General features: G+C 72.2%; 26 protein-coding genes. 22 read left to right on the top strand and 4 right to left on the bottom strand.

Annotated features, from left to right (window positions below; translation table 11 throughout):
- The first annotated feature begins 59 nt into the window (after window positions 1-59).
- The 19 genes from KDY119_RS09490 (at window position 60) to KDY119_RS09400 (ending at window position 18,785) form a co-directional block, all read left to right on the top strand.
- A complete protein-coding gene (locus tag KDY119_RS09490; RefSeq protein ID WP_036950065.1) occupies window positions 60-335 on the top strand; it encodes a hypothetical protein in 276 nt (91 codons plus the stop codon).
- Between the two features lie 108 nt (window positions 336-443).
- The gene (thrS, locus tag KDY119_RS09485; protein WP_036950901.1) at window positions 444-2,462 is read left to right on the top strand and encodes a threonine--tRNA ligase; all 2,019 of its coding nucleotides are present in this window, start codon (window positions 444-446) and stop codon (window positions 2,460-2,462) included.
- A gap of 3 nt (window positions 2,463-2,465) precedes the next feature.
- Window positions 2,466-3,068 carry an HIT family protein gene (locus KDY119_RS09480; protein ID WP_051136536.1) on the top strand — a complete coding sequence of 201 codons (603 nt, stop codon included), beginning with the start codon at window positions 2,466-2,468 and terminating at the stop codon, window positions 3,066-3,068.
- On the top strand, window positions 3,065-3,736 hold the full coding sequence (pgsA, locus tag KDY119_RS09475; protein WP_036950905.1) for a phosphatidylinositol phosphate synthase: 672 nt from the start codon (window positions 3,065-3,067) through the stop codon (window positions 3,734-3,736). The genes KDY119_RS09480 and pgsA overlap by 4 nt, the downstream gene beginning before the upstream one ends.
- Window positions 3,737-3,744: 8 nt before the next feature.
- Window positions 3,745-4,716, top strand: a complete 972-nt coding sequence (locus KDY119_RS09470) for a phosphatidylinositol mannoside acyltransferase (protein WP_153022718.1) — start codon at window positions 3,745-3,747, stop codon at window positions 4,714-4,716.
- Window positions 4,713-5,933, top strand: coding sequence for a glycosyltransferase family 4 protein (locus tag KDY119_RS09465; RefSeq protein ID WP_036950067.1), 1,221 nt, complete (start codon window positions 4,713-4,715; stop codon window positions 5,931-5,933). The genes KDY119_RS09470 and KDY119_RS09465 overlap by 4 nt, the downstream gene beginning before the upstream one ends.
- The gene (locus KDY119_RS09460) at window positions 5,930-6,526 is read left to right on the top strand and encodes a hypothetical protein (protein WP_051136537.1); all 597 of its coding nucleotides are present in this window, start codon (window positions 5,930-5,932) and stop codon (window positions 6,524-6,526) included. The genes KDY119_RS09465 and KDY119_RS09460 overlap by 4 nt, the downstream gene beginning before the upstream one ends.
- Before the next feature lie 57 nt (window positions 6,527-6,583).
- The gene (pdxS, locus tag KDY119_RS09455; protein WP_036950070.1) at window positions 6,584-7,531 is read left to right on the top strand and encodes a pyridoxal 5'-phosphate synthase lyase subunit PdxS; all 948 of its coding nucleotides are present in this window, start codon (window positions 6,584-6,586) and stop codon (window positions 7,529-7,531) included.
- Window positions 7,528-8,097 (top strand): NUDIX hydrolase, encoded by a 570-nt coding sequence (locus KDY119_RS09450; RefSeq protein WP_051136538.1) that lies wholly within the window; start codon window positions 7,528-7,530, stop codon window positions 8,095-8,097. The genes pdxS and KDY119_RS09450 overlap by 4 nt, the downstream gene beginning before the upstream one ends.
- Before the next feature lie 50 nt (window positions 8,098-8,147).
- Entirely contained in the window at window positions 8,148-8,762 is a 615-nt protein-coding gene (gene pdxT, locus KDY119_RS09445) for a pyridoxal 5'-phosphate synthase glutaminase subunit PdxT (RefSeq protein WP_153022243.1), read from the top strand.
- Between the two features lie 3 nt (window positions 8,763-8,765).
- On the top strand, window positions 8,766-9,524 hold the full coding sequence (locus tag KDY119_RS09440; protein ID WP_036950076.1) for a YebC/PmpR family DNA-binding transcriptional regulator: 759 nt from the start codon (window positions 8,766-8,768) through the stop codon (window positions 9,522-9,524).
- 94 nt (window positions 9,525-9,618) lie between these two features.
- Window positions 9,619-10,197 (top strand): crossover junction endodeoxyribonuclease RuvC, encoded by a 579-nt coding sequence (ruvC, locus tag KDY119_RS09435; protein ID WP_036950078.1) that lies wholly within the window; start codon window positions 9,619-9,621, stop codon window positions 10,195-10,197.
- Between the two features lie 45 nt (window positions 10,198-10,242).
- Complete coding sequence (gene ruvA, locus KDY119_RS09430) at window positions 10,243-10,878, top strand: Holliday junction branch migration protein RuvA (protein ID WP_036950080.1); 636 nt, start codon at window positions 10,243-10,245, stop codon at window positions 10,876-10,878.
- Window positions 10,871-11,929, top strand: coding sequence for a Holliday junction branch migration DNA helicase RuvB (gene ruvB / locus KDY119_RS09425; protein ID WP_227994277.1), 1,059 nt, complete (start codon window positions 10,871-10,873; stop codon window positions 11,927-11,929). Before ruvA ends, ruvB begins: the two co-directional genes overlap by 8 nt.
- Window positions 11,930-12,095: 166 nt before the next feature.
- Complete coding sequence (gene yajC / locus KDY119_RS09420) at window positions 12,096-12,575, top strand: preprotein translocase subunit YajC (protein WP_083890824.1); 480 nt, start codon at window positions 12,096-12,098, stop codon at window positions 12,573-12,575.
- A 97-nt stretch (window positions 12,576-12,672) separates the two neighbouring features.
- Complete coding sequence (gene secD, locus KDY119_RS09415) at window positions 12,673-14,754, top strand: protein translocase subunit SecD (RefSeq protein WP_036950082.1); 2,082 nt, start codon at window positions 12,673-12,675, stop codon at window positions 14,752-14,754.
- The gene (gene secF, locus KDY119_RS09410; protein ID WP_036950084.1) at window positions 14,754-15,842 is read left to right on the top strand and encodes a protein translocase subunit SecF; all 1,089 of its coding nucleotides are present in this window, start codon (window positions 14,754-14,756) and stop codon (window positions 15,840-15,842) included. Before secD ends, secF begins: the two co-directional genes overlap by 1 nt.
- Window positions 15,839-16,387 (top strand): adenine phosphoribosyltransferase, encoded by a 549-nt coding sequence (locus tag KDY119_RS09405; RefSeq protein ID WP_036950086.1) that lies wholly within the window; start codon window positions 15,839-15,841, stop codon window positions 16,385-16,387. Before secF ends, KDY119_RS09405 begins: the two co-directional genes overlap by 4 nt.
- A gap of 76 nt (window positions 16,388-16,463) precedes the next feature.
- Window positions 16,464-18,785 (top strand): RelA/SpoT family protein, encoded by a 2,322-nt coding sequence (locus KDY119_RS09400; protein WP_153022241.1) that lies wholly within the window; start codon window positions 16,464-16,466, stop codon window positions 18,783-18,785.
- Here the strand turns inward: KDY119_RS09400 and KDY119_RS09395 are convergent.
- Together KDY119_RS09395 and KDY119_RS09390 are read right to left on the bottom strand one after the other, a co-directional pair.
- Window positions 18,742-19,323, bottom strand: coding sequence for a hypothetical protein (locus tag KDY119_RS09395; protein WP_148284139.1), 582 nt, complete (start codon window positions 19,321-19,323; stop codon window positions 18,742-18,744). The two genes, KDY119_RS09400 and KDY119_RS09395, sit on opposite strands and share 44 nt — an antisense overlap.
- A gap of 131 nt (window positions 19,324-19,454) precedes the next feature.
- The gene (locus tag KDY119_RS09390) at window positions 19,455-20,876 is read right to left on the bottom strand and encodes a DUF349 domain-containing protein (protein WP_153022240.1); all 1,422 of its coding nucleotides are present in this window, start codon (window positions 20,874-20,876) and stop codon (window positions 19,455-19,457) included.
- A 216-nt stretch (window positions 20,877-21,092) separates the two neighbouring features.
- Here KDY119_RS09390 and KDY119_RS09385 point away from each other — a divergent pair, with 216 nt between their 5' ends.
- From KDY119_RS09385 to KDY119_RS09375, 3 genes are all read left to right on the top strand, one after another.
- The gene (locus tag KDY119_RS09385; protein WP_153022239.1) at window positions 21,093-21,800 is read left to right on the top strand and encodes an MBL fold metallo-hydrolase; all 708 of its coding nucleotides are present in this window, start codon (window positions 21,093-21,095) and stop codon (window positions 21,798-21,800) included.
- A 69-nt stretch (window positions 21,801-21,869) separates the two neighbouring features.
- A complete protein-coding gene (gene hisS / locus KDY119_RS09380; RefSeq protein ID WP_036950090.1) occupies window positions 21,870-23,267 on the top strand; it encodes a histidine--tRNA ligase in 1,398 nt (465 codons plus the stop codon).
- 56 nt (window positions 23,268-23,323) lie between these two features.
- Entirely contained in the window at window positions 23,324-24,373 is a 1,050-nt protein-coding gene (locus tag KDY119_RS09375) for an Rv2578c family radical SAM protein (RefSeq protein ID WP_036950092.1), read from the top strand.
- A 34-nt stretch (window positions 24,374-24,407) separates the two neighbouring features.
- Here KDY119_RS09375 and KDY119_RS09370 read toward each other — a convergent pair whose 3' ends face one another.
- Together KDY119_RS09370 and KDY119_RS09365 are read right to left on the bottom strand one after the other, a co-directional pair.
- A complete protein-coding gene (locus tag KDY119_RS09370) occupies window positions 24,408-24,719 on the bottom strand; it encodes a hypothetical protein (RefSeq protein WP_036950094.1) in 312 nt (103 codons plus the stop codon).
- Between the two features lie 10 nt (window positions 24,720-24,729).
- On the bottom strand, window positions 24,730-25,350 hold the full coding sequence (locus KDY119_RS09365) for a hypothetical protein (RefSeq protein WP_036950096.1): 621 nt from the start codon (window positions 25,348-25,350) through the stop codon (window positions 24,730-24,732).
- Between the last annotated feature and the right edge of the window lie 15 nt (window positions 25,351-25,365).

Raw genomic sequence — 25,365 nt, 5'->3', positions numbered from 1 at the left:
CTAGCCGCGCGAGGCCCGCGGTTGCGCGGCCCGTCGTCGTCGGTAGCGTCGGAGCGGGCGTGGTGTACGCCCACGACGCGCAGCGGGAGGGTGACATGGGGATCGACGACCAGGCGGCACCGGCGCAGGGTGCCGGAGACGAGGCGAAGGCGGGCCTCGAGGACGCGGCGGCCAAGGCCAAGGAGGGTCTCGAGGGGCTGCTCGACAAGGCCAAGGAGTTCGCGACCGACGACCGGATCGAGGACGCGGCGGAGAAGATCAAGGGCCTCACGCCCGACTCGATCGACTCGTTCGTCGACAAGGCCGCCGAGCAGGCCAAGAAGCTCAACGACTGAGACGCGGAAAGCCGTCGGCCGCGGGACGTGGTCAGTCGGTACCATCGGGGGGTCGCTGCCAGCAGGCGGCGGCCCCCCGATCCCTAGAGGAGACCTGACGTGACCTCCGTGCCCGAGTCGCAGCTGACCATCACCGTCGACGGGGAGCAGCGCGAGGTCACGACGGGCACGACCGGCCTGGACCTGTTCGGGGACCGTAGGGACGTCGTCGTGCAGCGCGTCAACGGGTCCCTCAAGGACCTGGCAGCCGCCGTCGCGGACGGCGACGTGATCGAGGCCGTGACCGTCTCCGAGCCCGACGGCCTCGCTGTGCTGCGGCACTCGACGGCGCACGTGCTGGCGCAGGCGGTGCAGCAGGTCAACCCCGATGCGAAGCTCGGCATCGGTCCGCCCGTCACCGACGGCTTCTACTACGACTTCGACGTCGAGACCCCGTTCACGCCCGAGGACCTCAAGGCCCTCGAGAAGGCGATGCAGCGGATCATCAAGGAGGGCCAGACCTTCCGCCGCCGTGTCGTGACCGACGACGAGGCCCGGGAGGAGCTCGCGACCGAGCCGTTCAAGCTCGAGCTCATCGAGCTCAAGGGCAGGGGCGAGGCGACCGCGGCCGCGGCCGAGGGCGCGTCCGCGGAGGTCGGCGAGGGTGAGCTCACCATCTACGACAACGTCCGCCGTGACGGGACCGTCGCGTGGAAGGACCTGTGCCGGGGTCCGCACGTGCCGAGCACCCGCTCGATCGTCCCGAACGCGTTCAAGCTCATGCGCACCGCGGCCGCGTACTGGCGGGGGAGCGAGAAGAACCCGCAGCTCCAGCGCGTCTACGGCACCACCTGGCCCAGCAAGGACGAGCTCGTCGCCTACACCGAGCGCCTCGCCGAGGCGGAGCGTCGCGACCACCGCCGGCTCGGCAACGAGCTCGACCTGTTCTCGTTCCCGGACGAGATCGGGTCCGGGCTCCCGGTCTTCCACCCCAAGGGCGCGATGATCCGGATGGAGATGGAGGAGTACTCGCGCAAGCGGCACATCGAGGCCGGCTACTCGTTCGTGAGCACCCCCCACATCACCAAGGCCAACCTCTTCGAGACCTCGAAGCACCTCGAGTGGTACAAGGACGGGATGTACCCGCCCATGCACCTCGACGAGGAGGTCGACGACGAGGGCAACGTCAAGCGCGCGGGGCAGGACTACTACCTCAAGCCCATGAACTGCCCGATGCACAACCTCGTCTTCCGCTCGCGCGGTCGCTCGTACCGGGAGCTGCCGCTGCGGCTGTTCGAGTTCGGGACGGTCTACCGGTACGAGAAGTCCGGCGTCGTGCACGGCCTGACCCGTGCCCGTGGCTTCACCCAGGACGACGCGCACATCTACACGACCCTCGAGCAGATGCGCGACGAGCTCGCGTCCCTGCTGACGTTCGTCCTGGACCTGCTGCGCGACTACGGCCTGAACGACTTCTACCTCGAGCTCTCGACGCGTGACCCCGAGAAGTCCGTCGGCGACGACGCGACCTGGGAGGTCGCCACCGAGACTCTGCGTGAGGTCGCGACGGCGTCGGGCCTCGACCTCGTCGCGGACCCGGGGGGCGCGGCGTTCTACGGGCCGAAGATCTCCGTCCAGGTCAAGGACGCGATCGGCCGCACCTGGCAGCTCTCGACCATCCAGCTCGACTTCTTCGAGCCGGAGCTGTTCGAGCTCGAGTACACCGCGTCGGACGGTACCCGCAAGCGGCCCGTCATGATCCACCGTGCGCTGTTCGGCTCGATCGAGCGGTTCTTCGGGATCCTGGTCGAGCACTACGCGGGTGCCTTCCCGGCGTGGCTGTCGCCCGTCCAGGTCGTGGCCGTGCCGGTCGCCGAGCCGTTCAACGACTACCTCGCGGACGTCGTCGCGCAGCTCAAGGCGCAGGGGATCCGCGCCGAGCTCGACGACTCGTCCGACCGCTTCGCCAAGAAGATCCGCACCGCGAGCACGCAGAAGGTGCCGTTCGTGCTCATCGCCGGCGGCGAGGACGCGGAGGCGGGCGCCGTGTCGTTCCGCTACCGCGACGGGCACCAGGAGAACGGTGTGCCGGTCGCCGAGGCCGTCCAGCGGATAGTCGCCGCCGTCCGCGACCACGCGCAGGTCTGACGCGTGAGCACCTCCGACGACGCGCGGCGCGTCGACGACCTCGACGCGCACCCGGGCGACCCCGACGGCTTCCAACGACTGTGGACGCCGCACCGCATGGTGTACATCGGCGGCCAGGACAAGCCGGCCGACGCGACGAGCGAGCAGTGCCCGTTCTGCCGCGCCCAGCAGGGCAGCGACGAGGACGGGCTGATCGTCGCGCGCGGCCGGACCGTCTTCGCGATCCTCAACCTGTACCCCTACAACGCGGGGCACCTCATGCTCGTCCCGTACCGGCACGTCTCCGACTACGCGGAGCTCACGGCCGACGAGCAGGACGAGCTTGCCGCGTGGACGCGGACGGCGATCGAGACGCTGCGGGCCGTCTACCGGCCCGGCGGCTTCAACCTGGGGACGAACCTCGGGGTCGCCGCGGGCGCAGGGATCGCCGCCCACCTGCACCAGCACGTCGTGCCACGGTGGGTCGGGGACGCGAACTTCCTGCCGATCGTCGGGCAGACCAAGGCCGTGCCCGAGCTGCTCGCGGACACGCGGGCGCGCCTCGCCGCAGCATGGCCCGCGCAGCCGGTGCCCCCGACCGAGCCCCAGGAGGGGGACACCGAGTGATCAGCAAGCTCCGCGCCGGGTTCGGACGCCTGTTCCGGCCCGTCGCCCAGTTCCTGCTCGACCACGGCATCAGCCCCGACGCCGTCACGATCGTCGGGGCGCTCGGTGCGGTCGTCGCGGCCCTGTGGCTGTACCCGACGGGACACCTCGTGGCCGCGGGCATCGTGATCGGTATCCTCACGCTCTCCGACGCGCTCGACGGCACGATGGCGCGGCTCGCGAACCGCGTCGGACCCTGGGGTGCGTTCCTCGACTCGACGCTCGACCGCGTCGTCGACGGCGCGATCTTCCTCGGGATGACGGTGTGGTTCGTCCGGCACGCGGACCCGTCGGTGGCGATGTGGGGCACCGTGGCGGCGCTGGCCTGCCTCGCGATCGGCGGCGTCGTGCCCTACGCCCGCGCGAAGGCCGAGTCGCTCGGCTACGACGCGAACGTCGGGATCGCCGAGCGCGGCGAACGGCTCGTCGTCTCGCTCACCGCGGCCGGGCTCGTGGGGCTCGGCCTGCCGCAGGTCGTCCTCGTCGTCGTGCTGTACCTGCTGGCCGCGGCCAGCGCGGTCACCGTGGTGCAGCGCATGGCGGCCGTGCGTCGTCAGACGCGCGCCGAGGCGGCGACCGCGGAGGTCGCTGGACCCGCGGCATCCGCCGAGCCCGACGAAGGAGCGTGACGCGCCGCATGGGGATCGACGCAGGCAGGCTGTACGCGACCGCGTGGCGCGTCGCACCGAAGGTTCCCGAGCCGCTGCTGCGCGGGGTGTTCACGGCCGTCGCCGACGTCTCCTGGGCGCTGCGCAAGGGTGGGGTCGACCAGCTCGAGCGCAACCTCGAACGCGTCACCCCGGGCCTCTCGCGCCGCGACCTGCGGCGGATCTCGCGGGCCGGCATGCGCTCGTACATGCGGTACTTCCGCGAGGCGTTCACGCTGAGCGGCGCGACGCAGGACCAGATCCAGGCGCGCATGCGTCTCGCGAACCGTGAGGTCGTGCAGCCCTACCTCGACGAGGGGCGGTCCGTGCTCCTCGCCCTCGGGCACCTGGGCAACTGGGACCTCGCCGGAGCGTGGGGGACGCGAAGCCTCGCGCCGGTGCTCACGGTGGCGGAGCGGCTGGAGCCGCCGAGCGTCTACGAGGAGTTCCTGTCCTTCCGGGAGTCGCTGGGCATGACGATCCTCACGTTCGGGGACGACGGCGTGTTCCGGTCGCTCGCGCGCGGCGCGCAGGACGGCGGCCGGCTCGTGCCGCTGCTCGCGGACCGCGACCTCAGCTCGCAGGGCGTCGAGGTGGACATGTTCGGGGAGCGGGTGCGGGTGGCGCCCGGGCCGGCGGCGCTGTCGGTCATGACGGGCGCGCCGCTGTTCGGGACGTCGCTGACGTACGAGCGGCTCGACGGTGAGCGCCGTCGGGCCGCGGGCACGCCGTGGGGGATCGTGGCCACGTTCAGCCCGCTCGTCGAGACGGACCCGGCCCTGTCGCGGCGCGATCGCATCGCCCAGGGGACCCAGCAGTGGGTCGACTTCCTGGCCTCGGAGATCAGGCGCAGGCCCGAGGACTGGCACATGCTGCAGAAGCTGTTCGTCGCCGACCTCGACGCCGACCGCTACGCGCGGACGGTCGCGAAGGCGTCCGCGGCCGAGGGAGGCACCAGATGAGGGTCGGGATCGTCTGCCCGTACTCGTTCGACGCCCCAGGCGGCGTGCAGTTCCACGTGCGTGACCTCGCCGAGGCGCTCATGGCGCGCGGCCACGAGGTCTCGGTCCTGGCTCCGGCCGACGACGACACCCCGATCCCGGACTACGTCACGTCGGCGGGCAAGGCGGTCCCCGTGCCGTACAACGGCTCGGTCGCCCGGTTGACGTTCGGCCCTCGGACCGCGGCGCGCGTGCGTCGCTGGCTCGCGGCGGGGGAGTTCGACGTCCTGCACCTGCACGAGCCGGCCACGCCGTCGCTCAGCATGCTGGCGCTGTGGCTCGCGCAGGGGCCGATCGTCGCGACGTTCCACTCGTCGGTCGTGCGGTCCCGTGCCCTGCAGGCCGCGTACCCGCTCGTGCGGCAGAGCCTCGAGAAGCTGTCGGCGCGCATCGCGGTCTCCGAGGACGCCCGGCGCACGCTGACCGAGCACCTGGGCGGGGACGCCGTCGTGATCCCCAACGGCGTGTACGTCGACGCGTTCGAGGATGCCCCCACCGATCCGCGCTGGACCGGCACGCCCGAGGCGCCGACGGTCGCGTTCCTCGGCCGGCTCGACGAGCCGCGCAAGGGCCTGCAGATCCTCGCGCAGGCCGTCCCGACGATTCTCGAGCGCTTCCCGGGCGCGCGGATCCTCGTCGCGGGCCGAGGGGAGCAGGGGCGCGAGGACGCCGTCGCCGCGGTGGGTCCGCACGCGTCCGCGCTCGAGTTCCTCGGCGGGATCTCGGACGAGGAGAAGGCCGCGCTGCTGTCGTCGGCCGACGTGTACGTCGCCCCCCAGACCGGCGGCGAGAGCTTCGGGATCGTCCTCGTCGAGGCGATGAGCGCGGGCTCGTGCGTCGTCGCGAGCGACCTCGGGGCGTTCCGCCGCGTGCTCGACGACGGCCGTGCGGGCGTGCTGTTCCCGGTCGAGGACCCCCAGGGGCTCGGGCGGGCGGTGGTGGCCGTCCTCGAGGACACGGACCGCCGGGCCGCGCTCGTCGCGCACGCGCACGAGTGGGTGCGCCAGTACGACTGGTCGACGGTGACGGGCCAGGTGCTCGCGGTCTACGACATGGTCCTCGCCGCGCGCGCCGCCGCGGGGCGGGTCCACGAGGACCCGGGTGCGCTGCACGACGGTCGCCCGGGTCTGTGGCCCCGGCTCGTCGGTGACGCGCGGCGTGAGGGCGGTGCCCGATGAGGTGGAGCGACGTCGCCGTACTGGGCGCCCTCGTGCTGTTCGTGGTGCTGTGGCTCGCCTGGGCGGGCGCGTCACACATCGATCGGCTGCACCGCAAGGTGTACGCGTCGCGCCTGGCCCTGGACGCTCAGCTCGTCCGGCGTGCCGCCGCGGCCCGGGATCTGGCGTCGTCCGGCCTGCTCGACCCGGCCAGCTCGGTGCTCGTCGCGACCGCGGCCTACCGGGTGCTCGGCGCCGGCGAGCTGCCCGACCTCGAGCGTGAGCGTGCCGAGAGCGACCTGTCGGCGACGTTGCGCGCCGTCCTCGAGGACCCCGAGGACGTGCGCCGCTGGTGCGAGGAGCCCGACGGCGAGGTCGTGCTCGGCGAGCTCGCGGGCGCCTGGTACCGGGCCCAGCTCGCCCGGCGCTTCCACAACGAGGCCGTCGACCAGACCCAGCGTCGTCGCCGGCGGTGGTACGTCCGTCTCCTGCGCCTCGCGGGCCACGCGGCCCTGCCCCAGACCGCGGAGCTCGACGACGCCTCACCTGCGTCGTTGCGTCCTCTCGAGACGCAGACACCCGCCTCGGGCGAGGGTGCGCTCGGCGTAGGATAGCCGCGGCTGTCCAGCCTGCGTCCCATCCACCTCCCAGCCACCCCGCGAGGTCCCACCGTGTCGTCTGCGCCGTCCTCTTCCACCCCGTCGCCCGCCCCGCAGAACGACCAGGCGGCCTCCACGGCCGCCGTCGGGACGGCCCGCGTCAAGCGCGGCATGGCGGAGATGCTCAAGGGTGGCGTCATCATGGACGTCGTCACGCCCGAGCAGGCCAAGATCGCCGAAGACGCCGGTGCCGTCGCCGTCATGGCCCTCGAGCGCGTGCCCGCGGACATCCGTGCGCAGGGCGGCGTCTCGCGCATGAGCGACCCCGACATGATCGACGGCATCATCGCCGCCGTGTCGATCCCCGTCATGGCGAAGGCCCGCATCGGCCACTTCGTCGAGGCGCAGGTGCTCCAGAGCCTCGGCGTCGACTACGTCGACGAGTCCGAGGTGCTGACGCCCGCCGACTACGCGAACCACATCGACAAGTGGCAGTTCACGGTGCCGTTCGTGTGCGGCGCGACCAACCTCGGCGAGGCCCTGCGACGCATCACCGAGGGCGCGGCCATGATCCGCTCCAAGGGCGAGGCCGGCACCGGCGACGTCTCGAACGCCACCACGCACATGCGCACCATCCGTGCCGAGATCAAGCGCCTCACGTCCCTTCCCGAGGACGAGCTGTTCGTCGCCGCGAAGGAGCTCCAGGCGCCGTACGAGCTCGTCAAGGAGGTCGCCGCGACCGGCAAGCTCCCCGTCGTCATGTTCACCGCGGGAGGCATCGCGACTCCGGCGGACGCCGCGATGATGATGCAGCTCGGTGCCGAGGGCGTGTTCGTCGGCTCCGGCATCTTCAAGTCGGGCAACCCGGCGCAGCGCGCGGCCGCGATCGTCAAGGCGACCACGTTCTACGACGACCCCGACGTCATCGCCAAGGTGTCGCGCGGCCTCGGCGAGGCGATGGTCGGCATCAACGTCGACGACATCCCCGTCCCGCACCGCCTGGCCGAGCGCGGCTGGTGACCACGGAGCGGTCGGGCGCGGAGGAGACGGCGCGGGCCTCCTCCCTGGGTGCGGACTGGACCGTCGGGCCCGACGGCGTCCGGTCCCGCCGTGCGGCCCGCGTCATCCTGCTCGACGACGCCGGGCGGGCTCTGCTCGTGCGCGGGCACGATGCGGACCAGCCCGAGCGGTCGTGGTGGTTCACCGTCGGGGGCGGGATCGACGGCGACGAGACGGCCGCCGAGGCGGCGGTGCGCGAGGTCCGGGAGGAGACCGGCATCGTCCTGGAACCCGCCCAGCTCGTCGGGCCCGTGCTCACGCGCGTCGGCATCTTCGACTTCTTCAAGGAGACCTGCCGGCAGGACGAGGTCTTCTACGCGGCGGTCGTCCCGCACGTCGACGGCCCCGACCGCACCGGCTGGACCGACGACGAGCGCGAGCTCCTCGACGAGCTCGCCTGGCTCAGCGCCGACGAGCTGCGCGCCCAACCCCTCGAGTACTTTCCGACCGCCCTGCCCGACGTCCTCGACCAGCTCGCCCGCGGCTGGGACGGTGCGGTCCGTCACCTCGGCACCGAGCACGACTGACCCCGTTCGTCGAGCCCCGACCACCGAGCCACGAAGGAGCAGAACCGCTCGTGAGCAGCACCCCCACCATCGGCGTCCTCGCGCTCCAAGGCGATGTCCGCGAGCACCGCGCTGCGCTCGAAGCCTCCGGGGCACGCGCGGTCGCCGTCCGCCGCCCCGAGGAGCTCGCCGCCGTCGACGGCCTCGTGCTCCCCGGCGGCGAGTCCACGACCATCGACAAGCTCCTGCGGATCTTCGAGCTCTACGAGCCGTTGCGGGCCCGGATCGCGGACGGTCTCCCCGTCTACGGCTCGTGCGCCGGCATGATCCTGCTCGCGGACCGTGTCCTCGGCGGCACGAGCGACCAGCAGACCCTCGGCGGGCTCCACGCCACGGTCCGCCGTAACGCCTTCGGACGCCAGGTCGACTCCTTCGAGGCCGACCTCCCGTTCGCGCAGCTCGACGGCGGGCCCGTCCATGCCGTCTTCATCCGTGCCCCCTGGATCGAGGACGTCGGCGACGGCGTCGACGTCCTCTCCCGCATCCCCGACGACTACCCCGAACCGGTCGCCGGTAAGATCGTGGCAGTTCGCCAGGGCTCGTTGCTCGCCACCTCGTTCCACCCCGAGATCTCGGGGGACCGGCGCGTGCACGAACACTTCGTCCAGATCGTCAAGGAGTCGTAGTCGATGTCAGGTCACTCCAAGTGGGCCACGACCAAGCACAAGAAGGCCGTGATCGACGCGAAGCGCGGCAAGCTCTTCGCCAAGCTCATCAAGAACATCGAGGTCGCCGCCCGCACCGGTGGCGGTGACCCCGCCGGCAACCCGACGCTCTTCGACGCCATCCAGAAGGCCAAGAAGACCTCGGTCCCCAACGACAACATCGACCGCGCCGTCAAGCGCGGCTCCGGTGAGGGCGCCGACGCCGTCGACTACCAGACCATCATGTACGAGGGCTACGGCACCGGCGGGATCGCCGTGCTCGTCGAGTGCCTCACCGACAACAAGAACCGGGCGGCCGCCGAGGTGCGCACCGCGTTCTCCCGCAACGGCGGCAGCCTCGCCGACCCGGGCTCGGTGTCGTACCTGTTCTCGCGCAAGGGGCAGGTCATCGTGCCCAAGGCCGACGGGGTGACCGAGGACGACGTCATGCTGGCCGCGCTCGACGCGGGGGCGGAGGACGTGACCGACGACGGCGAGGTGTTCGAGGTGCTCTGCGAGGCCACGGACCTCGTCGCCGTGCGCACCGCCATCCAGGAGGCCGGCATCGAGTACGACTCCGCCGACTCCATCTGGCACCCGTCCATGGAGGTCGAGGTCGACGTCGAGGGTGCGCGGAAGATCCTGCGCCTCATCGACGCGCTCGAGGACAGCGACGACGTGCAGAACGTGTACGCGAACTTCTCGGCCAGCGACGAGGTCATGGCGGAGCTCGACGAGGAGTGATCGTCGTCGGGTGACGTCTCGCCTCCAGGTCTGGCGCGCGGGGCGGCCGGTGTGGCGACGACGGCGCAGCCTCGGTGAGTGAGAGGGTGTGCGTGTGCGCGTGCTGGGGATCGATCCGGGGCTGACCCGGTGCGGGGTCGGCGTGGTGGACTCCGCCGGGAGCCGGAAGGCCGTGCTGGTCGACGTCGGGGTGATCCGCACCGAGCCCACCGTGACGGTGGACCTCCGGTTGGCCGAGGTCGCCGACTCGATCGACAGGTGGATGGACGCCCACGTTCCGGACGTGGTGGCCATCGAGCGGGTTTTCGCGCAGCACAACGTCGGGACGGTGATGGGGACCGCGCAGGTCGCCGGTCTGGCCATGGTGGCGGCCGCTCGCCGCAAGGTCCCCGTCGCCCTGCACACGCCCAGCGAGGTCAAGGCCGCCGTCACGGGAAGCGGGCGCGCCGGCAAGGAGCAGGTGCAGCGCATGGTCGCGCGGCTCCTGGGGCTCGCCGACCTGCCCAGGCCCGCCGACGCCGCCGACGCGCTCGCGCTCGCCATCTGCCACCTGTGGCGTCCCGCCGGTGCGCTGCAGGGCGGCGACCGGCACGAGCTCACCCCCGCCCAGCGCGCCTGGGCCGCCGCCGAGCAGGCGGCGCGTCGGACCCCGTCGGGGGTCCAGGGACGTTAGGGTGGTGGCCGTTCGTACACCTGTTCGTAGAGGGGCCAGCCAGCGGTGATCGCACACCTGACCGGGACCGTCGCAGGGATCCGCCTCGACTCCGCCGTCCTCGACGTGAACGGCGTCGGCTACCTCGTGCACGCGACCCCCGGCACCCTCGGAACGCTCCGGCACGGCGCCACGGTCACGCTCTTCACCTCGCTCGTCGTCCGCGAGGACGCGATGACCGTGTTCGGTTTCGCCGACGACGACGAGCGCGCCGTCTTCGAGACCGTCCAGTCGGTCTCGGGCGTCGGCCCGCGGCTCGCGCTCGCCATGCTTGCCGTGCACAGCCCCGAGGCGCTGCGCGCCGCCGTCGCAGGGGAGGACCTCAAGGCGCTCGAGCGCGTGCCCGGCATCGGCCGCAAGTCCGCGCAGCGGATCGTGCTCGAGCTCAGCGGCAAGCTCGGGGCGCCCGTCGGGACCGGCTCGGCCGCCGCGGCCGGTGCCGGCGCGGGCGGTGATGATGCCCGCCGCGACGAGGTCGTCTCGGCGCTCGTCGGTCTCGGCTGGACCCAGAAGGTCGCGGAAGAAGCCGTCGACGCGGTCCGTGAGGACAGCGACGGGGATGCGCCGACGGGCACGCCGTCCGAGCAGGTCGCCGCCACGCTCCGCGCTGCCCTGCGCCTCCTGGGCGGGCGACGTGGCTGAGCTCGCGCGCGACGAGGAGCGCGACCTCGGCACCGAGCGGCTCGTGACGGCGTCGGCCGACGACGTCGAGCGCGCAGCAGAGGCCGCGCTCCGTCCTCGACGGCTCGACGAGTTCGTCGGCCAGCACGTGGTGCGCGAGCAGCTCTCGCTCGTGCTCGAGGCCGCGACGTCGCGCGGTGCGCCACCCGACCACGTCCTGTTGTCCGGGCCACCCGGGCTGGGCAAGACGACGCTCGCCATGATCGTCGCGGCCGAGCTGGGTTCGTCGCTGCGCGTCACGAGCGGTCCGGCCATCCAGCACGCGGGCGACCTCGCGGCGGTCCTCAGCTCGCTCGAGGAGGGCGAGGTGCTCTTCCTCGACGAGATCCACCGGCTCGCCCGTCCCGCCGAGGAGCTGCTGTACGTCGCGATGGAGGACTTCCGGGTCGACGTCGTCGTCGGCAAGGGCGCTGGTGCGAGCGCGATCCCGCTGGCGCTGCCGCCGTTCACCGTGGTCGGCGCGACCACCCGGGCCGGACTCCTGCCCGCCCCGCTGCGCGACCGGTTCGGCTTCACAGGGCACCTCGACTACTACAGCTCGTCCGAGCTCGAGAAGGTGCTGCACCGGTCGGCGCGCCTGCTCGACGTCCCGCTCGCCGCCGACGCCGCGGCCGAGATCGCGCGGCGGTCGCGCGGTACGCCGCGCATCGCGAACCGCCTGCTCCGCCGCGTCCGGGACTGGGCGCAGGTGCGCGGTGACGGTCGGCTCGACCTGGCCGCGGCCCGCGCCGCGCTCGAGGTCTACGAGGTGGACCCGATCGGGCTCGACCGGCTGGACCGCGCCGTGCTCGACGCGCTGTGCCGCCGGTTCGGGGGAGGCCCGGTCGGACTCGGCACGCTCGCCATGACCGTCGGCGAGGAGGCGGAGACCGTCGAGACCGTCGCCGAGCCGTATCTCGTGCGCGAGGGGTACGTCGCCCGCACGCCCCGCGGTAGGGTCGCGACGCCCGCCGCATGGAGCCATCTCGGGCTCGAACCACCGGCGGACCAGCCTGCCCTGTTCAGGGCCTAGACTGTTGCGGACCTGTCGGCGCAGACGCGTGCCGGCGTCGACCGTGCTGCGGCGCGCCCCTCGGGGTGACACCCGCGCCGGGCGACCCGAGCGCGCGGGGGCGTCGGGCCAACCCAGCCAACGCGCGGCGCGGTGAGAACCGCACGCGCACGAGGAGCAGCGACACATGCAGCACGTCATCCAGGCAGCCGTGACCGAGGCCGCCGCCAACGACGGCAAGTCCGGTGGCAGCAACTACACGTTCCTGATCATCCTCCTCGTGCTGCTGGTCGGCCTGTTCTTCCTCTCGCGCCGCACCCAGAAGCGCCAGAAGGACGCCCAGTCGTTCCGCGCCAACCTCACGCCGGGGCAGGACGTCATGACCGCGTCCGGCATGCTCGGCCGCATCGTCGAGGTCGACGGCGACGAGATCACGATCGAGTCGACGCCGGGCACCCGGTCCCGCTGGGTCCGCGCCGCCATCGCCAAGGTCGTCGAGCCCACCACTCCCGCGGCGGACGTGCCTGCGGACGCGACGACGTCCGACACGCAGGACGACGACGTGCTCGAGGTCCCGGACGACCTCTCCGGGCTGTCCGACGACGGCACGATCAAGGACAAGGGCCAGCGTCCCGACGACACCGGGAAGGGCGACGCGGCGAAGTAGCACCCGCCCGGAGCACCACCGGCCCGCCCTGCGCGGTCCCGCTCGACTCCCTGCCATCGACGTCGCTCCGGCGGCGCGCACGAGAAGAGACATACCGTTGGCCACCACCAACCACGCGAAGTCCCACCCGGGCCGCGTCCTGCTGATCCTGCTGATCCTCACCGCCGCGCTCTTCGGCACGATCGGTGTGGGTGCCGCGATCTCGAACGCGTCGTGGACGCCGAAGCTGGCGCTCGACCTCGAGGGGGGCACGCAGCTCACGCTCAAGGCGAGCACGACGGACGGCTCGAAGGTCACCGCCGAGGCGCTCGACCAGGCGATCGACGTGATCCGCCAGCGCGTCGACTCCTCGGGCGTGTCCGAGGCGCAGATCAGCAAGCAGGGTGACAAGCAGATCGTCGTGGCGCTGCCGGGCAACCCGTCGCAGGACACGATCGACCTGGTGAGCAAGTCCGCGCAGATGCGGATCCGGCCCGTGCTCGTGATCGGCAGCCCGCTCACGGCTGCGCAGCAGACGGCGGCCGCTTCCGCCGCGACCAGCAGCCCGACGGCGACGAGCACGCCGACGCCGACCTCCACGTCGGGTTCGAAGGACGAGTCCAAGTCGACCCCCACCGCGACGAACAAGAACTCGGCCTACGAGGGCGGCCCGACCGCGCAGGTCGAGAACGCGTCGTACGTGAAGAAGAGCGCGACCGTCGTGAACGCGGCGTCCACGCCGACGCCGACGCCGACGTCCACCTCGGACTCGACGTCCAGCTCGGACTCGCTCAGCGGCGGGGACGGGCTCAGCTCGCTCTCGCAGATCACGGCCGCCGACCAGAAGAAGTACGACGACCTCGACTGCCTGGACAAGAAGAACCTCAAGGGCGGCGGCGGGGACGACCCCGACAAGGTGCTCGTGACCTGCTCGCAGGACGGCTCGGCCAAGTACATCCTCGGACCGGTCGAGATCGAGGGCACCGAGATCAAGAGCGCGACCTCGGGCCTCGAGACCACGTCGCAGGGCGTCACCACGAACAAGTGGGTCGTGAACATCAAGTTCACGTCCCAGGGCGCCAAGAAGCAGACGGCGATGACGAAGCGGCTCGCCCAGCTCGACCAGGCGGGCCAGGCCCCGCGCAACCAGTTCGGCATGGTCCTCGACGGCCTCGTCATCGAGGCCCCGAGTGTGGACTCCCAGTACGCGAGCACCGGCATCACCGGGAACTCGTCGCAGATCTCGGGCAGCTTCACGCGCCAGAGCGCCGCGACGCTCGCCAACCAGCTCAACTTCGGTGCCCTCCCGCTCCAGTTCGAGGTGCAGAGCCAGGAGCAGATCTCCGCGACCCTCGGCTCGGAGCAGCTGCAGAAGGGTCTGCTCGCGGGTCTCATCGGCATGGTGCTCGTCGTCATCTACTCGATGTTCCAGTACCGCCTGCTCGGCCTGCTGACCATCGCGTCGCTGGTTGTCGCGGGTGTCCTCACGTACGGCGTGATCACGCTGCTGTCGTGGCGGATGGGCTACCGCCTGTCCCTGCCGGGCGTCGCCGGCCTGATCGTGGCGATCGGCTTCACAGCCGACTCGTTCATCGTGTACTTCGAACGCATCCGAGACGAGCTGCGCGACGGCAGACCTCTGGTCGGTGCGATCGAGCGAGGCTGGGAGCGCGCGCGTCGCACGGTGCTCGCGGCCAAGACCGTGAACCTGATCTCGGCGATCGTGCTGTACTACCTCGCCGTCGGCGGCGTGCAGGGCTTCGCGTTCACGCTCGGCCTGACGGTGATCATCGACGTCATCGTCGTGTTCTGGTTCACGCACCCGATGATGGAGCTGCTCGCCCGCGTCCCGTACTTCCGCGACGGAAAGCCGGGTTCGGGTCTCTCGCCGGAGACTTACCGCCTGCAGCGGGGGATGCGCTATAAGGGTGCAGGCAAGTTCGAGGTCGCCGGCGCCGCGGTCGGAGCGCCGCCGCCCGAGTCGGGCGCTGACCTCCCGGAGGAAGCGGACCAAGGCGCGCTCGTGCCCGCCGGTCCCGAACGGGGTGCGCGGGCAGCGAGCGAGCGTCCGACCGCGGCTCCTGCGACCGCACCGGACGGCCGCCGCATGACGATCGCCGAGCGCCGCGCCGCCGAGCGCGCGGCAGCGGCCGACGCCGACGCCCCCACGACCGACTCGACGACCGAGGAGAACCGCTGATGGCCGCCGGGAGCATGGCCCAGTGGGGCAACGACCTGTACACCGGTCGTCGCTCGTACAAGATCGTCCAGCGCCGCGCCCTGTGGTTCTGGATCACCGGCGCCCTCGTGGCGCTGTCCCTGCTCGTGCTCGGCACCAAGGGCTTCAACCTCGGGATCGACTTCGAGGGCGGTTCCGAGTTCACGATCACGAACATCGACAACCCGTCCCAGGACAAGGCCGTCGACGCGGTCCAGTCGGTCGCGCCCTCCGAGGAGCCCGAGGTGGTGAACCTCGGAAGCAACGGTCTGCAGGTGCGTACGGGAACGCTGAGCAAGGACGAGACCGATCAGGTCAAGACGGCTCTGGCGAAGACGTTCGACGTCGATGCTGCGAAGGACGTCGGCGCCGAGTTCATCGGCCCGACCTGGGGCTCGGACGTGTCGAAGAAGGCCATCGAGGGCGTCATCGCGTTCGTCCTGCTCGTCGCGGCGTTCATGGCGATCTACTTCCGCAACTGGCGGATGTCGCTCGCCGCGATCATCGCGCTCATGGCGGACCTCGTGATCTCGGCCGGCGTGTACGCGGTCGTCGGGTGGGAGGTCACCCCGTCCACGGTGATCGGCTTCCTGACGATCCTCGGCTACTCGCTGTACGACAAGGTCGTGGTCTTCGACAAGGTCCGCGAGAACACCGCGGGCATCGTCGACCAGACGCGCGCCACGTACGCGGAGCGTGCGAACCTCGCCGTCAACCAGACGCTCGTCCGGTCGATCAACACGGGCGTCGTGGCGCTGCTGCCTGTCGGCGGCATCCTCTTCGTCGGAGGCTTCCTGCTCGGCGCCGGGACGCTGCGCGACATCGCGCTCTCGCTCTTCGTCGGTATCGCCGTGGGCACGATCTCGTCGATCTTCCTCGCGACGCCCCTCGAGGTGACCCTGCGCGAGCGCGAGCCCGCGATCAAGGCGAACACCGCGAAGATCCTGGCCGCGCGCGCGCAGGCCGCGGAACAGGGCGACGACCCCGACCTGGTGGCGAGCGTCGGCTCGGCGCAGCTCCAGCCCGGTGCGCACCAGGGCATCAAGGCGCAGCCCCGGCGGAAGCGTTGACGACGCCCGACGCTCGGGAGCTGGACGGGCTCGGCGCGCTCGTGCGCGCCGTGCCCGACTACCCGACGCCGGGTGTGACGTTCCGCGACATCACGCCCCTCCTCGCCGACGCCGTCGCGTTCAACGGTGCGGTGGACTCGCTGGCCGACCTGGTCGCCCACCACGGTCCCGTCGACACCGTGGCGGGGATGGAGGCCCGTGGCTTCGTGCTCGGCGCCGCACTCGCCGTGAGGCTCGGGGTCGGGTTCGTGCCACTGCGCAAGGCCGGCAAGCTGCCGCCGCCCGTCGAGTCCGTGACGTACGACCTCGAGTACGGTTCCGCGACGCTCGAGGTCCGGACGGGAACAGTCAGCCCCGGTTCGCGCGTTCTCATCGTCGACGACGTGCTCGCCACCGGCGGGACGGCCGCTGCGGCGGTGAGTCTCGTGGGAGCCTGCGGGGGCGACGTCGTCGGCGCCGCCTTCCTCCTCGAGCTCGACGGGCTCGGAGGGCGCGACGCACTGTCAGGCCTGGTGGTGGACTCGCTGCTGACCGTCGGGTCGTAGGATTGGTGAACCCGGCGGCCCGGTGGCCTTCGGGTCGGCGAGCGAACCGGGAGGTTCCGGAGCGGACGGGAGGCGCATGAGCAGCACGAGCCCCGACACGCGCGGAGCGCAGACGACGGACAACGAGTCGACGGGCGCCCGCGTACGGTCGCGCCTGGTCCGCTTCGGCTCGCGCGGGGGCGGTGGCGTCCCGGCGCTCGAGCCGCTCCTCCAGTCGGTCCGGACCAACCACCCGCGAGCCGACGTGAGCGTGATCGAGCGCGCGTACGTGACGGCCGAGAAGGCGCACCGCGGCCAGTTCCGCAAGAGCGGCGACCCGTACATCACGCACCCGGTCGCCGTCGCGACGATCCTCGCCGAGCTCGGCATGACGCCGTCGACCCTCGCGGCGGCGCTCCTGCACGACACGGTGGAGGACACCGACTACTCGCTGGACCAGCTCCGCGCCGACTACGGCGACGAGATCACGATGCTCGTCGACGGCGTCACCAAGCTCGACAAGGTGACGTACGGCGACGCCGCGCAGGCCGAGACGGTCCGCAAGATGATCGTGGCGATGGCCCGCGACATCCGCGTCCTCGTCATCAAGCTCGCGGACCGCCTGCACAACGCGCGGACCTGGAAGTTCGTGCCGTCGTCGTCGGCCGAGCGCAAGGCCCGCGAGACCCTCGAGATCTACGCGCCCCTCGCGCACCGCCTCGGCATGAACACGATCAAGTGGGAGCTCGAGGACCTGTCGTTCTCGACGCTGTACCCCAAGGTGTACGAGGAGATCGTGCACCTGGTCGCGGAGCGCGCACCGGCGCGCGAGGAGTACCTCGGTGTGGTCCGTGAGCAGATCGGCTCCGACCTGCGCAGCGCGAAGATCAAGGCCACGGTCACGGGGCGGCCGAAGCACTACTACTCGATCTACCAGAAGATGATCGTCCGCGGGCACGACTTCGCGGACATCTACGACCTCGTCGGCACACGCGTCCTCGTCGAGACGGTGCGCGACTGCTACGCGGCGCTCGGTGCGCTGCACGCGCGGTGGAACCCGGTCCCGGGCCGGTTCAAGGACTACATCGCGATGCCGAAGTTCAACATGTACCAGTCGCTGCACACGACGGTCATCGGGCCGGGCGGCAAGCCCGTGGAGATCCAGATCCGGACCCACGAGATGCACCGTCGCGCCGAGTACGGCGTCGCCGCGCACTGGAAGTACAAGGAGACGGGCAAGGGCTCGGACGGCGGCAAGGCCGCCTCCGAGAACAACGAGATGCAGTGGCTCCGGCAGCTCGTCGACTGGCAGAAGGAGACGGCCGACCCCACCGAGTTCCTGGACTCGTTGCGGTTCGAGATCGCCGGCTCCGAGGTCTACGTCTTCACGCCCAAGGGCGAGGTCCAGGCGCTGCCGTCGGGCTCGACGCCGGTCGACTTCGCGTACTCGGTGCACACCGAGGTCGGGCACCGGACCATGGGCGCGCGCGTCAACGGCCGGCTCGTCCCGCTCGACTCCCAGCTCGACAACGGGGACGTCGTCGAGGTCCTGACCTCCAAGGCAGAAGGCGCGGGTCCGAGCCGCGACTGGCTCGCGTTCGTGAAGAGCCCGCGTGCCCGCAACAAGATCCGGCAGTGGTTCTCCAAGGAGCGTCGCGAGGAGGCCGTCGAGCACGGCAAGGACGCGATCGCGAAGGCGATGCGCAAGCAGAACCTCCCGATCCAGCGGTTGCTGTCGCACGAGTCGCTCGTGGTGCTCGCTTCGGAGATGCGCTACCCCGACGTGTCCGCGCTGTACGCGGCGGTCGGGGAGGGGCAGGTCTCCGCGGCGACGGTCGTCCAGCGGCTCGTGCACGCGCTCGGTGGCGAGGACGGCACGACCGAGGACGTGGCCGAGGTCGTGCTCCCCGGGCACTCGGCCCGGCGCGTCCGCACGGGTGACCCGGGCGTCGTCGTCAAGGGCGTCGAGGACGTGTGGGTCAAGCTCGCGAAGTGCTGCACCCCGGTCCCCGGGGACGAGATCGTCGGGTTCATCACGCGCGGTCAGGGCGTGAGCGTCCACCGCACGGACTGCGCGAACGTGGGCAGCCTGCGGGCGCAGCCCGAGCGCATGGTCGACGTGTCGTGGACGACCGGCTCGAACACGCTGTTCCTGGTGCAGATCCAGGTCGAGGCGCTCGACCGTTCGCGCCTGCTCTCGGACGTGACGCGCGTCCTGTCCGACAACCACGTGAACATCCTGTCGGCGACCGTCTCGACGTCGAACGACCGGGTCGCGCTCTCCCGGTTCGTCTTCGAGATGGCGGAGCCTGCGCACCTCGCGACCGTGCTGTCGGCGGTGCGCAAGGTCGACGGCGTGTTCGACGTCTACCGGATCACGGGAGCCCGCGCGGAGGAGACGCCGCAGCTCCCGGTCTGACGACGGGCCGGCCCTCGAACGTGTCGAGGACCTCGCGGATGCGGGTCCGCCCGTGCCAGCGTGACCGGCGCTCCAGCGCCAGCCGCGCCGACCGGACGTCGAAGCCCACCGCCGTGAGGCGCGCGAGCCAGGCCACGGCCGACGGGACGTCCGCATCACGCGCGACGTCCAGGCCCGTCCTCTGGACCGAGGTGACGCTCACGCCGCCGACGTCGACGACCTCGTTCGCGAGGAGCGTCGCCTGGACGACCCGAACGGCCGCGTCCGGCCAGGGGCGGTGCATCCGAGCCTTGTGCAGTGCCGTGACGCGCCGTGGCGGCGGACCGCCGCAGTGCACCCACGCGGCCGCCGTGCCGCCGACCACCACCTGACCGCGCAGCACGGTCGCCAGGGCTCTCGCACGCACGGCCGGGCTGACCGGGACGGTCGCCCGGTGCGCGACGTGGTTCCAGAGAGGGACGAGGGCGCCGTCCCGGCACAGGGCACGCCAGGTCACCGCGCCGCCGACGTCGGCGGGGGAGAGGAGTTCGGGTAGCACGGGTCCAGCCTGGCCGAGCGTGCGCGGTCCGCGCACGCTCGACCGGTGACCTGTGGACGACGGCGCGGGCCGCGGTCGGCCTTCGAGCGCTGTGCCGTGACGAATCCGCCCGCGGGCGGTGGTCGGGCGGGTCAGCCCCGGGCGTCCTCGGCGGCGCGGGAGACCTGCTCCAGCCAGGAGCGCCGCGCGTCGAGTGCGGACTCGAGCTCGGACGCCTTGCGGGCGTCGCCCGACGCCTGGGCGGCGGCGAGGTCGGCCTCGAGCCCGGCGATCGCGGTCTCGAGCTGGCTCAGGGCGCCCTCCGCACGGGCGCGCGTCTCGGGGTTGGAGCGGCTCCACTCGGCGTCCTCCGCCGCGCGCACTGCGTTCTCGACGGCGCGGAGCCGTCCCTCGACCCGCTGCACGTCGGCGCGCGGCACCTTGCCCGCCGTCTCCCAGCGGTCCTGGATGTCGCGGAGAGCGGCCTTGGCCCGGGCGAGGTCGGTCACGGGGACGAGGGTCTCCGCCTCGGTGAGGATCTGCTCCTTCACCTCGAGGTTCGCCGCGTACTCGGCGTCGACGACGGCGTTCGCCTCGTCGCGCGCGTGGAAGAACGTGTCCTGCGCAGCGCGGAACCGGGCCCAGAGCGCGTCGTCGTCCTTGCGGTTTGCGCGGCCTGCGGCCTTCCAGCGGGCCATGAGGTCCCGGTACTGCGCCGCCGTGCCACCCCAGTCCGTGCTGCCGGCGAGCTGCTCCGCCTCGACGACGATCGCTTCCTTGGCTGCCCGGGCGCCGGCGTTGCGCTGCTCGAGCTCGGCGAAGAAGTGTCGACGTGCCCGGTCGAACGCGGTGCGGGCGTGGCTGAACCGCTTCCAGAGCGCGTCTTCGGTGGGCCGGTCGAGGCGGGGCCCGTCGTGCTGCGCCTTCTTCCACGCGTCGAGCAGCGAGCGCAGCTCTTCGCCGGCGGACTTCCACTGGACCCGGGCGGGGTCGGTGGCGGCGAGGGCCTCGGCACGCTCCACGATCTGGGTGCGCGCCTGGAGGGCGTCCTCCTTGGCGGCGGCGCGCTCGGTCTCGATGCGGGCGCGGTGCTCCTGCGCGATGCCGCGAGCCGACTCGAGGCGGGTCCGCAGCGTGTCGAGGTCGCCGACGGCGGCGGGCTCGGCGAGGTCCTCGGTGAGGTGCGCGAGCGTCGTGTCGATCTCGCGCACCGAGAGGTCGGTCTGGGTGAGGCGCGCCTCGAAGAGGGCGACCTTCGCCTGGAGGTCGAGGTAGCGCCGGACGTAGAGGGACAGCGCCTGCTCGTCGGGAACGCCGGGGAACTGGCCGACGACGCGTTCGCCGGTCGCCTCGCGCACGTAGACGTTGCCCTCGCCGTCGACGCGGCCGAAGGTCGACGCCTCCGCGACGGCCTTCGCGTCGTCGGGCACCGGGATGGGGGCGACGTCGTGCGTGGTCGGGGCCGGCGCCGGTGCCGCCGAACCGGCGGGGGGCGCGGGCCGTGGCGCCGGGCGTGGCACGGGGCGCGGCGTGGGACGCGGTGCGGGCGGGGTGCTCGGGGGCGTCTCGCTCACGACTCAACTCCTTCGATGGTGACGTGGCGTCCCGGTGCGGGAGCCCGCGTCAACGACCGTCCGACCGGTGCCGGACCATTGACCCGACCACGCCGGCTCGAGGGCTGAGGCGTAGTCGTCTGTCAGTCTAGGCAGCCATGCCCGCCTGAACCCGGGCTAATTCGGGCCCGGGAGCCGAACACGTCATTACGATCCGGTCACGACTACGCTCGGCGCATGCCTGACCCGATCCTCCGGACCGTCGTCTCACCGGTGTTCGGCGCGGCCTGCCACGTGGTCTCGGTGGGGCGCGACGCCGTCGTCGTGGACCCGGGTGCGGGCGTGACGGACGCCGTCCTCGCGGAGATCGCCGAGCGCGGCCTGACCGTCCGCGCGGTGCTCGCGACCCACGGCCACCCCGACCACACGTGGGACGCGGGACGGCTCTGCGCCGCGGTCGGGGTCCCGTTGACGGTGCACGAGGCGGACGCGGTGGTCGCCGGTGATCCCGAGGCCGCGCTCGTCGCGCTGGTGCGCTCCGAGGTCGAGGCGGCGGGCGTCGGCGGTGCGCTGCGGGCGGCGGTCGCAGCCGCCGGGGCCGGTGCCTCGGTGCCGGCAGACGACGTCCTGCCCCTCGTGACGCCCGACGGCGAGACGGCGCTCGAGCACGGTGCGCTGCGGGTCCGCGTCCTGCACGCTCCCGGACACACTCCGGGCTCGGTGCTCTACCTGGTCGGGGACGTCGTCCTCACCGGGGACGTCCTCTTCGCCGGGAGCGTCGGGCGGACGGACCTGCCCGGTGGCGACCCGGCGGCGATGGCGCGGACGCTGCGCGACGTCGTCGGGCGACTCGACCCGGCGCTCACCGTGCTCCCCGGGCACGGCCCCGCGACGACGGTCGCGCGTGAGCTGGCGACCAACCCGTACCTGCGACCCGCACGCTGAGCAGGTCGCGCCGGTCCGCCAGCCGGGCCGGCGCAGGAACGGCGGCTCGGATCTGGAAAGATCGATGCCATGGCCCGCCCCACACCCCTCTCCGGCTTTCCCGAATGGCTCCCGGACGGCCGCGTCGTCGAGCAGCACGTCCTCGACTCGCTCCGTCGCACGTTCGAGCTCCACGGGTTCGCAGGCATCGAGACGCGAGCGGTCGAGCCCCTCGACCAGCTGCTGCGCAAGGGCGAGACCTCCAAGGAGGTCTACGTCCTGCGGCGCCTCCAGGAGGAGGGCGAGGAGCCGGCCGCCCGGGGCGATCGCGCCGAGAAGCAGCTCGGACTCCACTTCGACCTCACCGTGCCCTTCGCGCGCTACGTGCTCGAGAACGCCGGGCACCTCGCGTTCCCGTTCAAGCGCTACCAGATCCAGAAGGTCTGGCGGGGCGAGCGACCCCAGGAGGGCCGTTTCCGCGAGTTCGTCCAGGCCGACATCGACGTCGTCGGCGCGGGCGACCTGCCGTACCACTACGAGGTCGAGCTGCCGCTCGTCATGGCCGAGGCGCTGGGCGAGCTGCGACCGGTCGGCGTGCCGCCGGTCCGGATCCTCGTCAACAACCGCAAGGTCGCCGAGGGCTTCTACCGCGGGCTCGGGCTCGACGACGTCGAGGCGGTGCTGCGCAGCATCGACAAGCTCGACAAGGTCGGGCCGGACGAGGTCGCGCGGCTGCTCGTCACGGAGGCGGGCGCGACGCCCGAGCAGGCCGCGGCGTGCCTCGAGCTCGCGTCGATCTCCGGCACGGACGTGGGCGTCGTCGAGCGCGTGCGTGCCCTGGCGGCCACCCACGACGCGTCGACCGACCTGCTCGAGACCGGTCTGGAGGAGCTGGGCGCGCTCGTCGCGGCTGCGGCCGAGCGTGCGCCGGGGGTCGTCGTCGCCGACCTGAAGATCGCGCGCGGCCTCGACTACTACACGGGCTCGGTCTACGAGACCGTGCTGGTCGGGCACGAGCACCTCGGCTCCATCTGCTCCGGCGGCCGGTACGACACGCTCGCGTCCGACGGCGCGAACACGTACCCGGGCGTGGGGCTCTCGATCGGCGTCTCGCGGCTCGTCTCGCGGCTGCTCTCGGTTGGGCTCGTCCGAGCGACCCGGGCCGTCCCGTCGGCCGTCCTCGTCGCGGTGACCGACGAGGCGACGCGCGGGGACTCCGACCGCGTCGCGGCGGCGCTGCGTGCCCGCGGCATCCCGACGGACGTCGCCCCGACGGCGGCGAAGTTCGGCAAGCAGATCCGGTTCGCCGACCGGCGCGGCATCCCGTTCGTATGGTTCCCCGCGGGGGTCACGGCCGATGGCACGGCCACGACGCACCAGGTCAAGGACATCCGCTCCGGCGACCAGGTCGAGGCCGACCCGGCGACGTGGGAGCCGCCGACCGAGGACCTCTGGGCGACCGTCGTCGCGGGGGAGCAGAAGGGCTGAGCCGCCCGGCGCGCGAAGCGCTTGACCGACGTTCGAACACGTGTTCGAATCGGGTCATGCGATGGGACGGCCAGGCTCTCGACGTCGACGACGGTGCGCTGCCCGGGCTGCAGCGCGCCGGCTTCGTGCGCACGGTCCGGACGCCGGAGTTCGCGGGGACGGCGTTCCACGAGGTGCTGTGCAAGAGCGCGCTCTCGCACGTGCCCGCCGCATCGCAGGTGCCCTTCCGCTGGACGATCAACCCGGTGCGGGGTTGCGGCCATCAGTGTCGCTTCTGCTTTGCTCGGGGGACCCATCGCTACCTCGACCTGAACACGGGCGAGGACTTCGACTCGCAGCTCGTGATCAAGGTCAACCTCGTGGAGGTCCTGCGGGCGGAGCTCGCGCGACCGTCGTGGAAGGGCGAGCACGTCGCGCTCGGCACCAACACGGACCCCTACCAGCGGGCCGAGGGGCGCTACCGGTTCATGCCGGGCGTGATCGACGCGCTGGCGTCGTCGGGCACCCCGTTCTCGATCCTCACCAAGGGCACGCTGCTGCGACGTGACCTCGTGCTGCTCCAGGAGGCGGCGGAACAGGTGCCCGTGAGCGTCGGGGTCTCGCTCACGACCCTCGACGACGCGCTCCACCGTGCCGTCGAGCCCGGCGCACCCACACCGCGCGCACGGCTCGACCTCGTGCGCGCCGTGCGTGACGCAGGCCTGTCGTGCCACGTCATGGTCGCGCCGGTGCTGCCTTGGCTGACGGACTCCACGGAGCACCTTGACGCGATCCTCGGGGAGATCGCCGCCGCCGGCGCCGAGCGCGCGACCGTGTTCGCGCTCCACCTGCGGTCGGGGGCGCGGGAGTGGTACCTGCAGTGGCTCGCCGAGTACCGGCCGGACCTCGTGGCCGGGTACCGACGGGTGTACGGGGACCGCGCGTACGCGTCGCGGGACTACCAGCGCTGGCTGGCCGACCGCGTGCGCCCGCTCCTCCGCAAGCATCGGCTCGACGGGACCTGGGACCAGGGCCAGCGGTGGGGCGTGCGGGCGGCGGCCGCCCACGACGTCGCACGGCGGGCCTCGCCGTCGGCTTCGGCGCAGGCGCAGCCTGCGCTGTTCTGACGGCGTCCGAGGGTTCCGCGTCGCTGCGAGCCGCTCAGTGACTTCCGACGCGGTCGACGGGCACGATCTGCGTGCGTGCGACCGCGCGGTCGCGGACGTCCGCGAGTGCCGTGCGTCGCGGGTCGGCCAGGTACGAGGCCAGCGCTGCGTCGTCGGGCAGGCCGATGATCTGCACCTCGAACGGGTCGCCGCCACGCGGCTCGCCCGGTGCGGCGGCGCGACGCACCCGTTCGCGCACCGTGCCGCCGTGCTCGGGCACGAGCGCCAGCACGGCGTCCTCGTACTCGGCGAGGAGGTCGCCGTTGCCCTCGGTCTCCCACAGCAGGACGCACAACGTCACCGGCATGGTGGGCAGCCTACTGGTCACCGTGTCCCGGGTCTGGCCACCGGGCGACGAGTCCCAGCCACGCCACCGCGACCCACGGGCCGACGGCCGTGAACGTGCCCTGCGGCGTCTCGATGACGGCGGCGCACTCGTCATCGGGGTGCCTGATCCGAACGTCGGGGGTGACCGGCAAGGTGCCCGGTACGTGGTCGAGCATGGCGCTGACGAAACCCGCCTCCGTGTGGTCGGCCTCGACGTCCCTCGCCAGCGAGACGAGCCGGATCCGGTCCAGGTCGAGCACGATGCGCGGGCGGGCCGCGCGCTCGACGTACGCGAGGTCCTGCGTCACGTGGAGCACCGGGCGGTCCGCCCAGCGCGGGGGCATCCAGCGTGCGTCGCCGCCGCGGACGACCAGGGACACGACGGCCTTCGCGGGGTCACGGGGCAGCCGCGAGCGCGCGACCGAGGCTTCGCCGATCGGCGCCGTAGCGCCTCCCCCGTCGCCGCCCGAGAGTGCGGCGGACAGCACGGTGACCAGCAGCGAGGGGAACGCGTCCGGGAGCCAACGCCCGGCCGACGTGCGGAGCGTCGGCGCGTGGCGCCCGGGCAACGACCACGTGACGAGCTCCTGGAGACGGGGCGGGCGGGACACGCGGTCAGTGTGCGC

The sequence above is a fragment of the Luteimicrobium xylanilyticum genome (genome assembly GCF_009429125.1).
Taxonomy (GTDB): Bacteria; Actinomycetota; Actinomycetes; order Actinomycetales; family Cellulomonadaceae; genus Luteimicrobium; species Luteimicrobium xylanilyticum.
This window is presented reverse-complemented; position numbering and strand designations above follow the sequence as displayed.

Bases quoted from the DNA above. Each gene is read 5' to 3' on its own strand.
- KDY119_RS09470 (WP_153022718.1), top strand. From the start codon at position 3,745: ATGGGGATCGACGCAGGCAGGCTGTACGCGACCGCGTGGCGCGTCGCA.
- KDY119_RS09465 (WP_036950067.1), top strand. From the start codon at position 4,713: ATGAGGGTCGGGATCGTCTGCCCGTACTCGTTCGACGCCCCAGGCGGC.
- KDY119_RS09460 (WP_051136537.1), top strand. From the start codon at position 5,930: ATGAGGTGGAGCGACGTCGCCGTACTGGGCGCCCTCGTGCTGTTCGTG.
- KDY119_RS09440 (WP_036950076.1), top strand. From the start codon at position 8,766: ATGTCAGGTCACTCCAAGTGGGCCACGACCAAGCACAAGAAGGCCGTG.
- yajC (WP_083890824.1), top strand. From the start codon at position 12,096: ATGCAGCACGTCATCCAGGCAGCCGTGACCGAGGCCGCCGCCAACGAC.
- secF (WP_036950084.1), top strand. From the start codon at position 14,754: ATGGCCGCCGGGAGCATGGCCCAGTGGGGCAACGACCTGTACACCGGT.
- KDY119_RS09400 (WP_153022241.1), top strand. From the start codon at position 16,464: ATGAGCAGCACGAGCCCCGACACGCGCGGAGCGCAGACGACGGACAAC.
- KDY119_RS09385 (WP_153022239.1), top strand. From the start codon at position 21,093: ATGCCTGACCCGATCCTCCGGACCGTCGTCTCACCGGTGTTCGGCGCG.
- hisS (WP_036950090.1), top strand. From the start codon at position 21,870: ATGGCCCGCCCCACACCCCTCTCCGGCTTTCCCGAATGGCTCCCGGAC.
- KDY119_RS09375 (WP_036950092.1), top strand. From the start codon at position 23,324: ATGCGATGGGACGGCCAGGCTCTCGACGTCGACGACGGTGCGCTGCCC.
- KDY119_RS09370 (WP_036950094.1), bottom strand. From the start codon at position 24,719: ATGCCGGTGACGTTGTGCGTCCTGCTGTGGGAGACCGAGGGCAACGGC.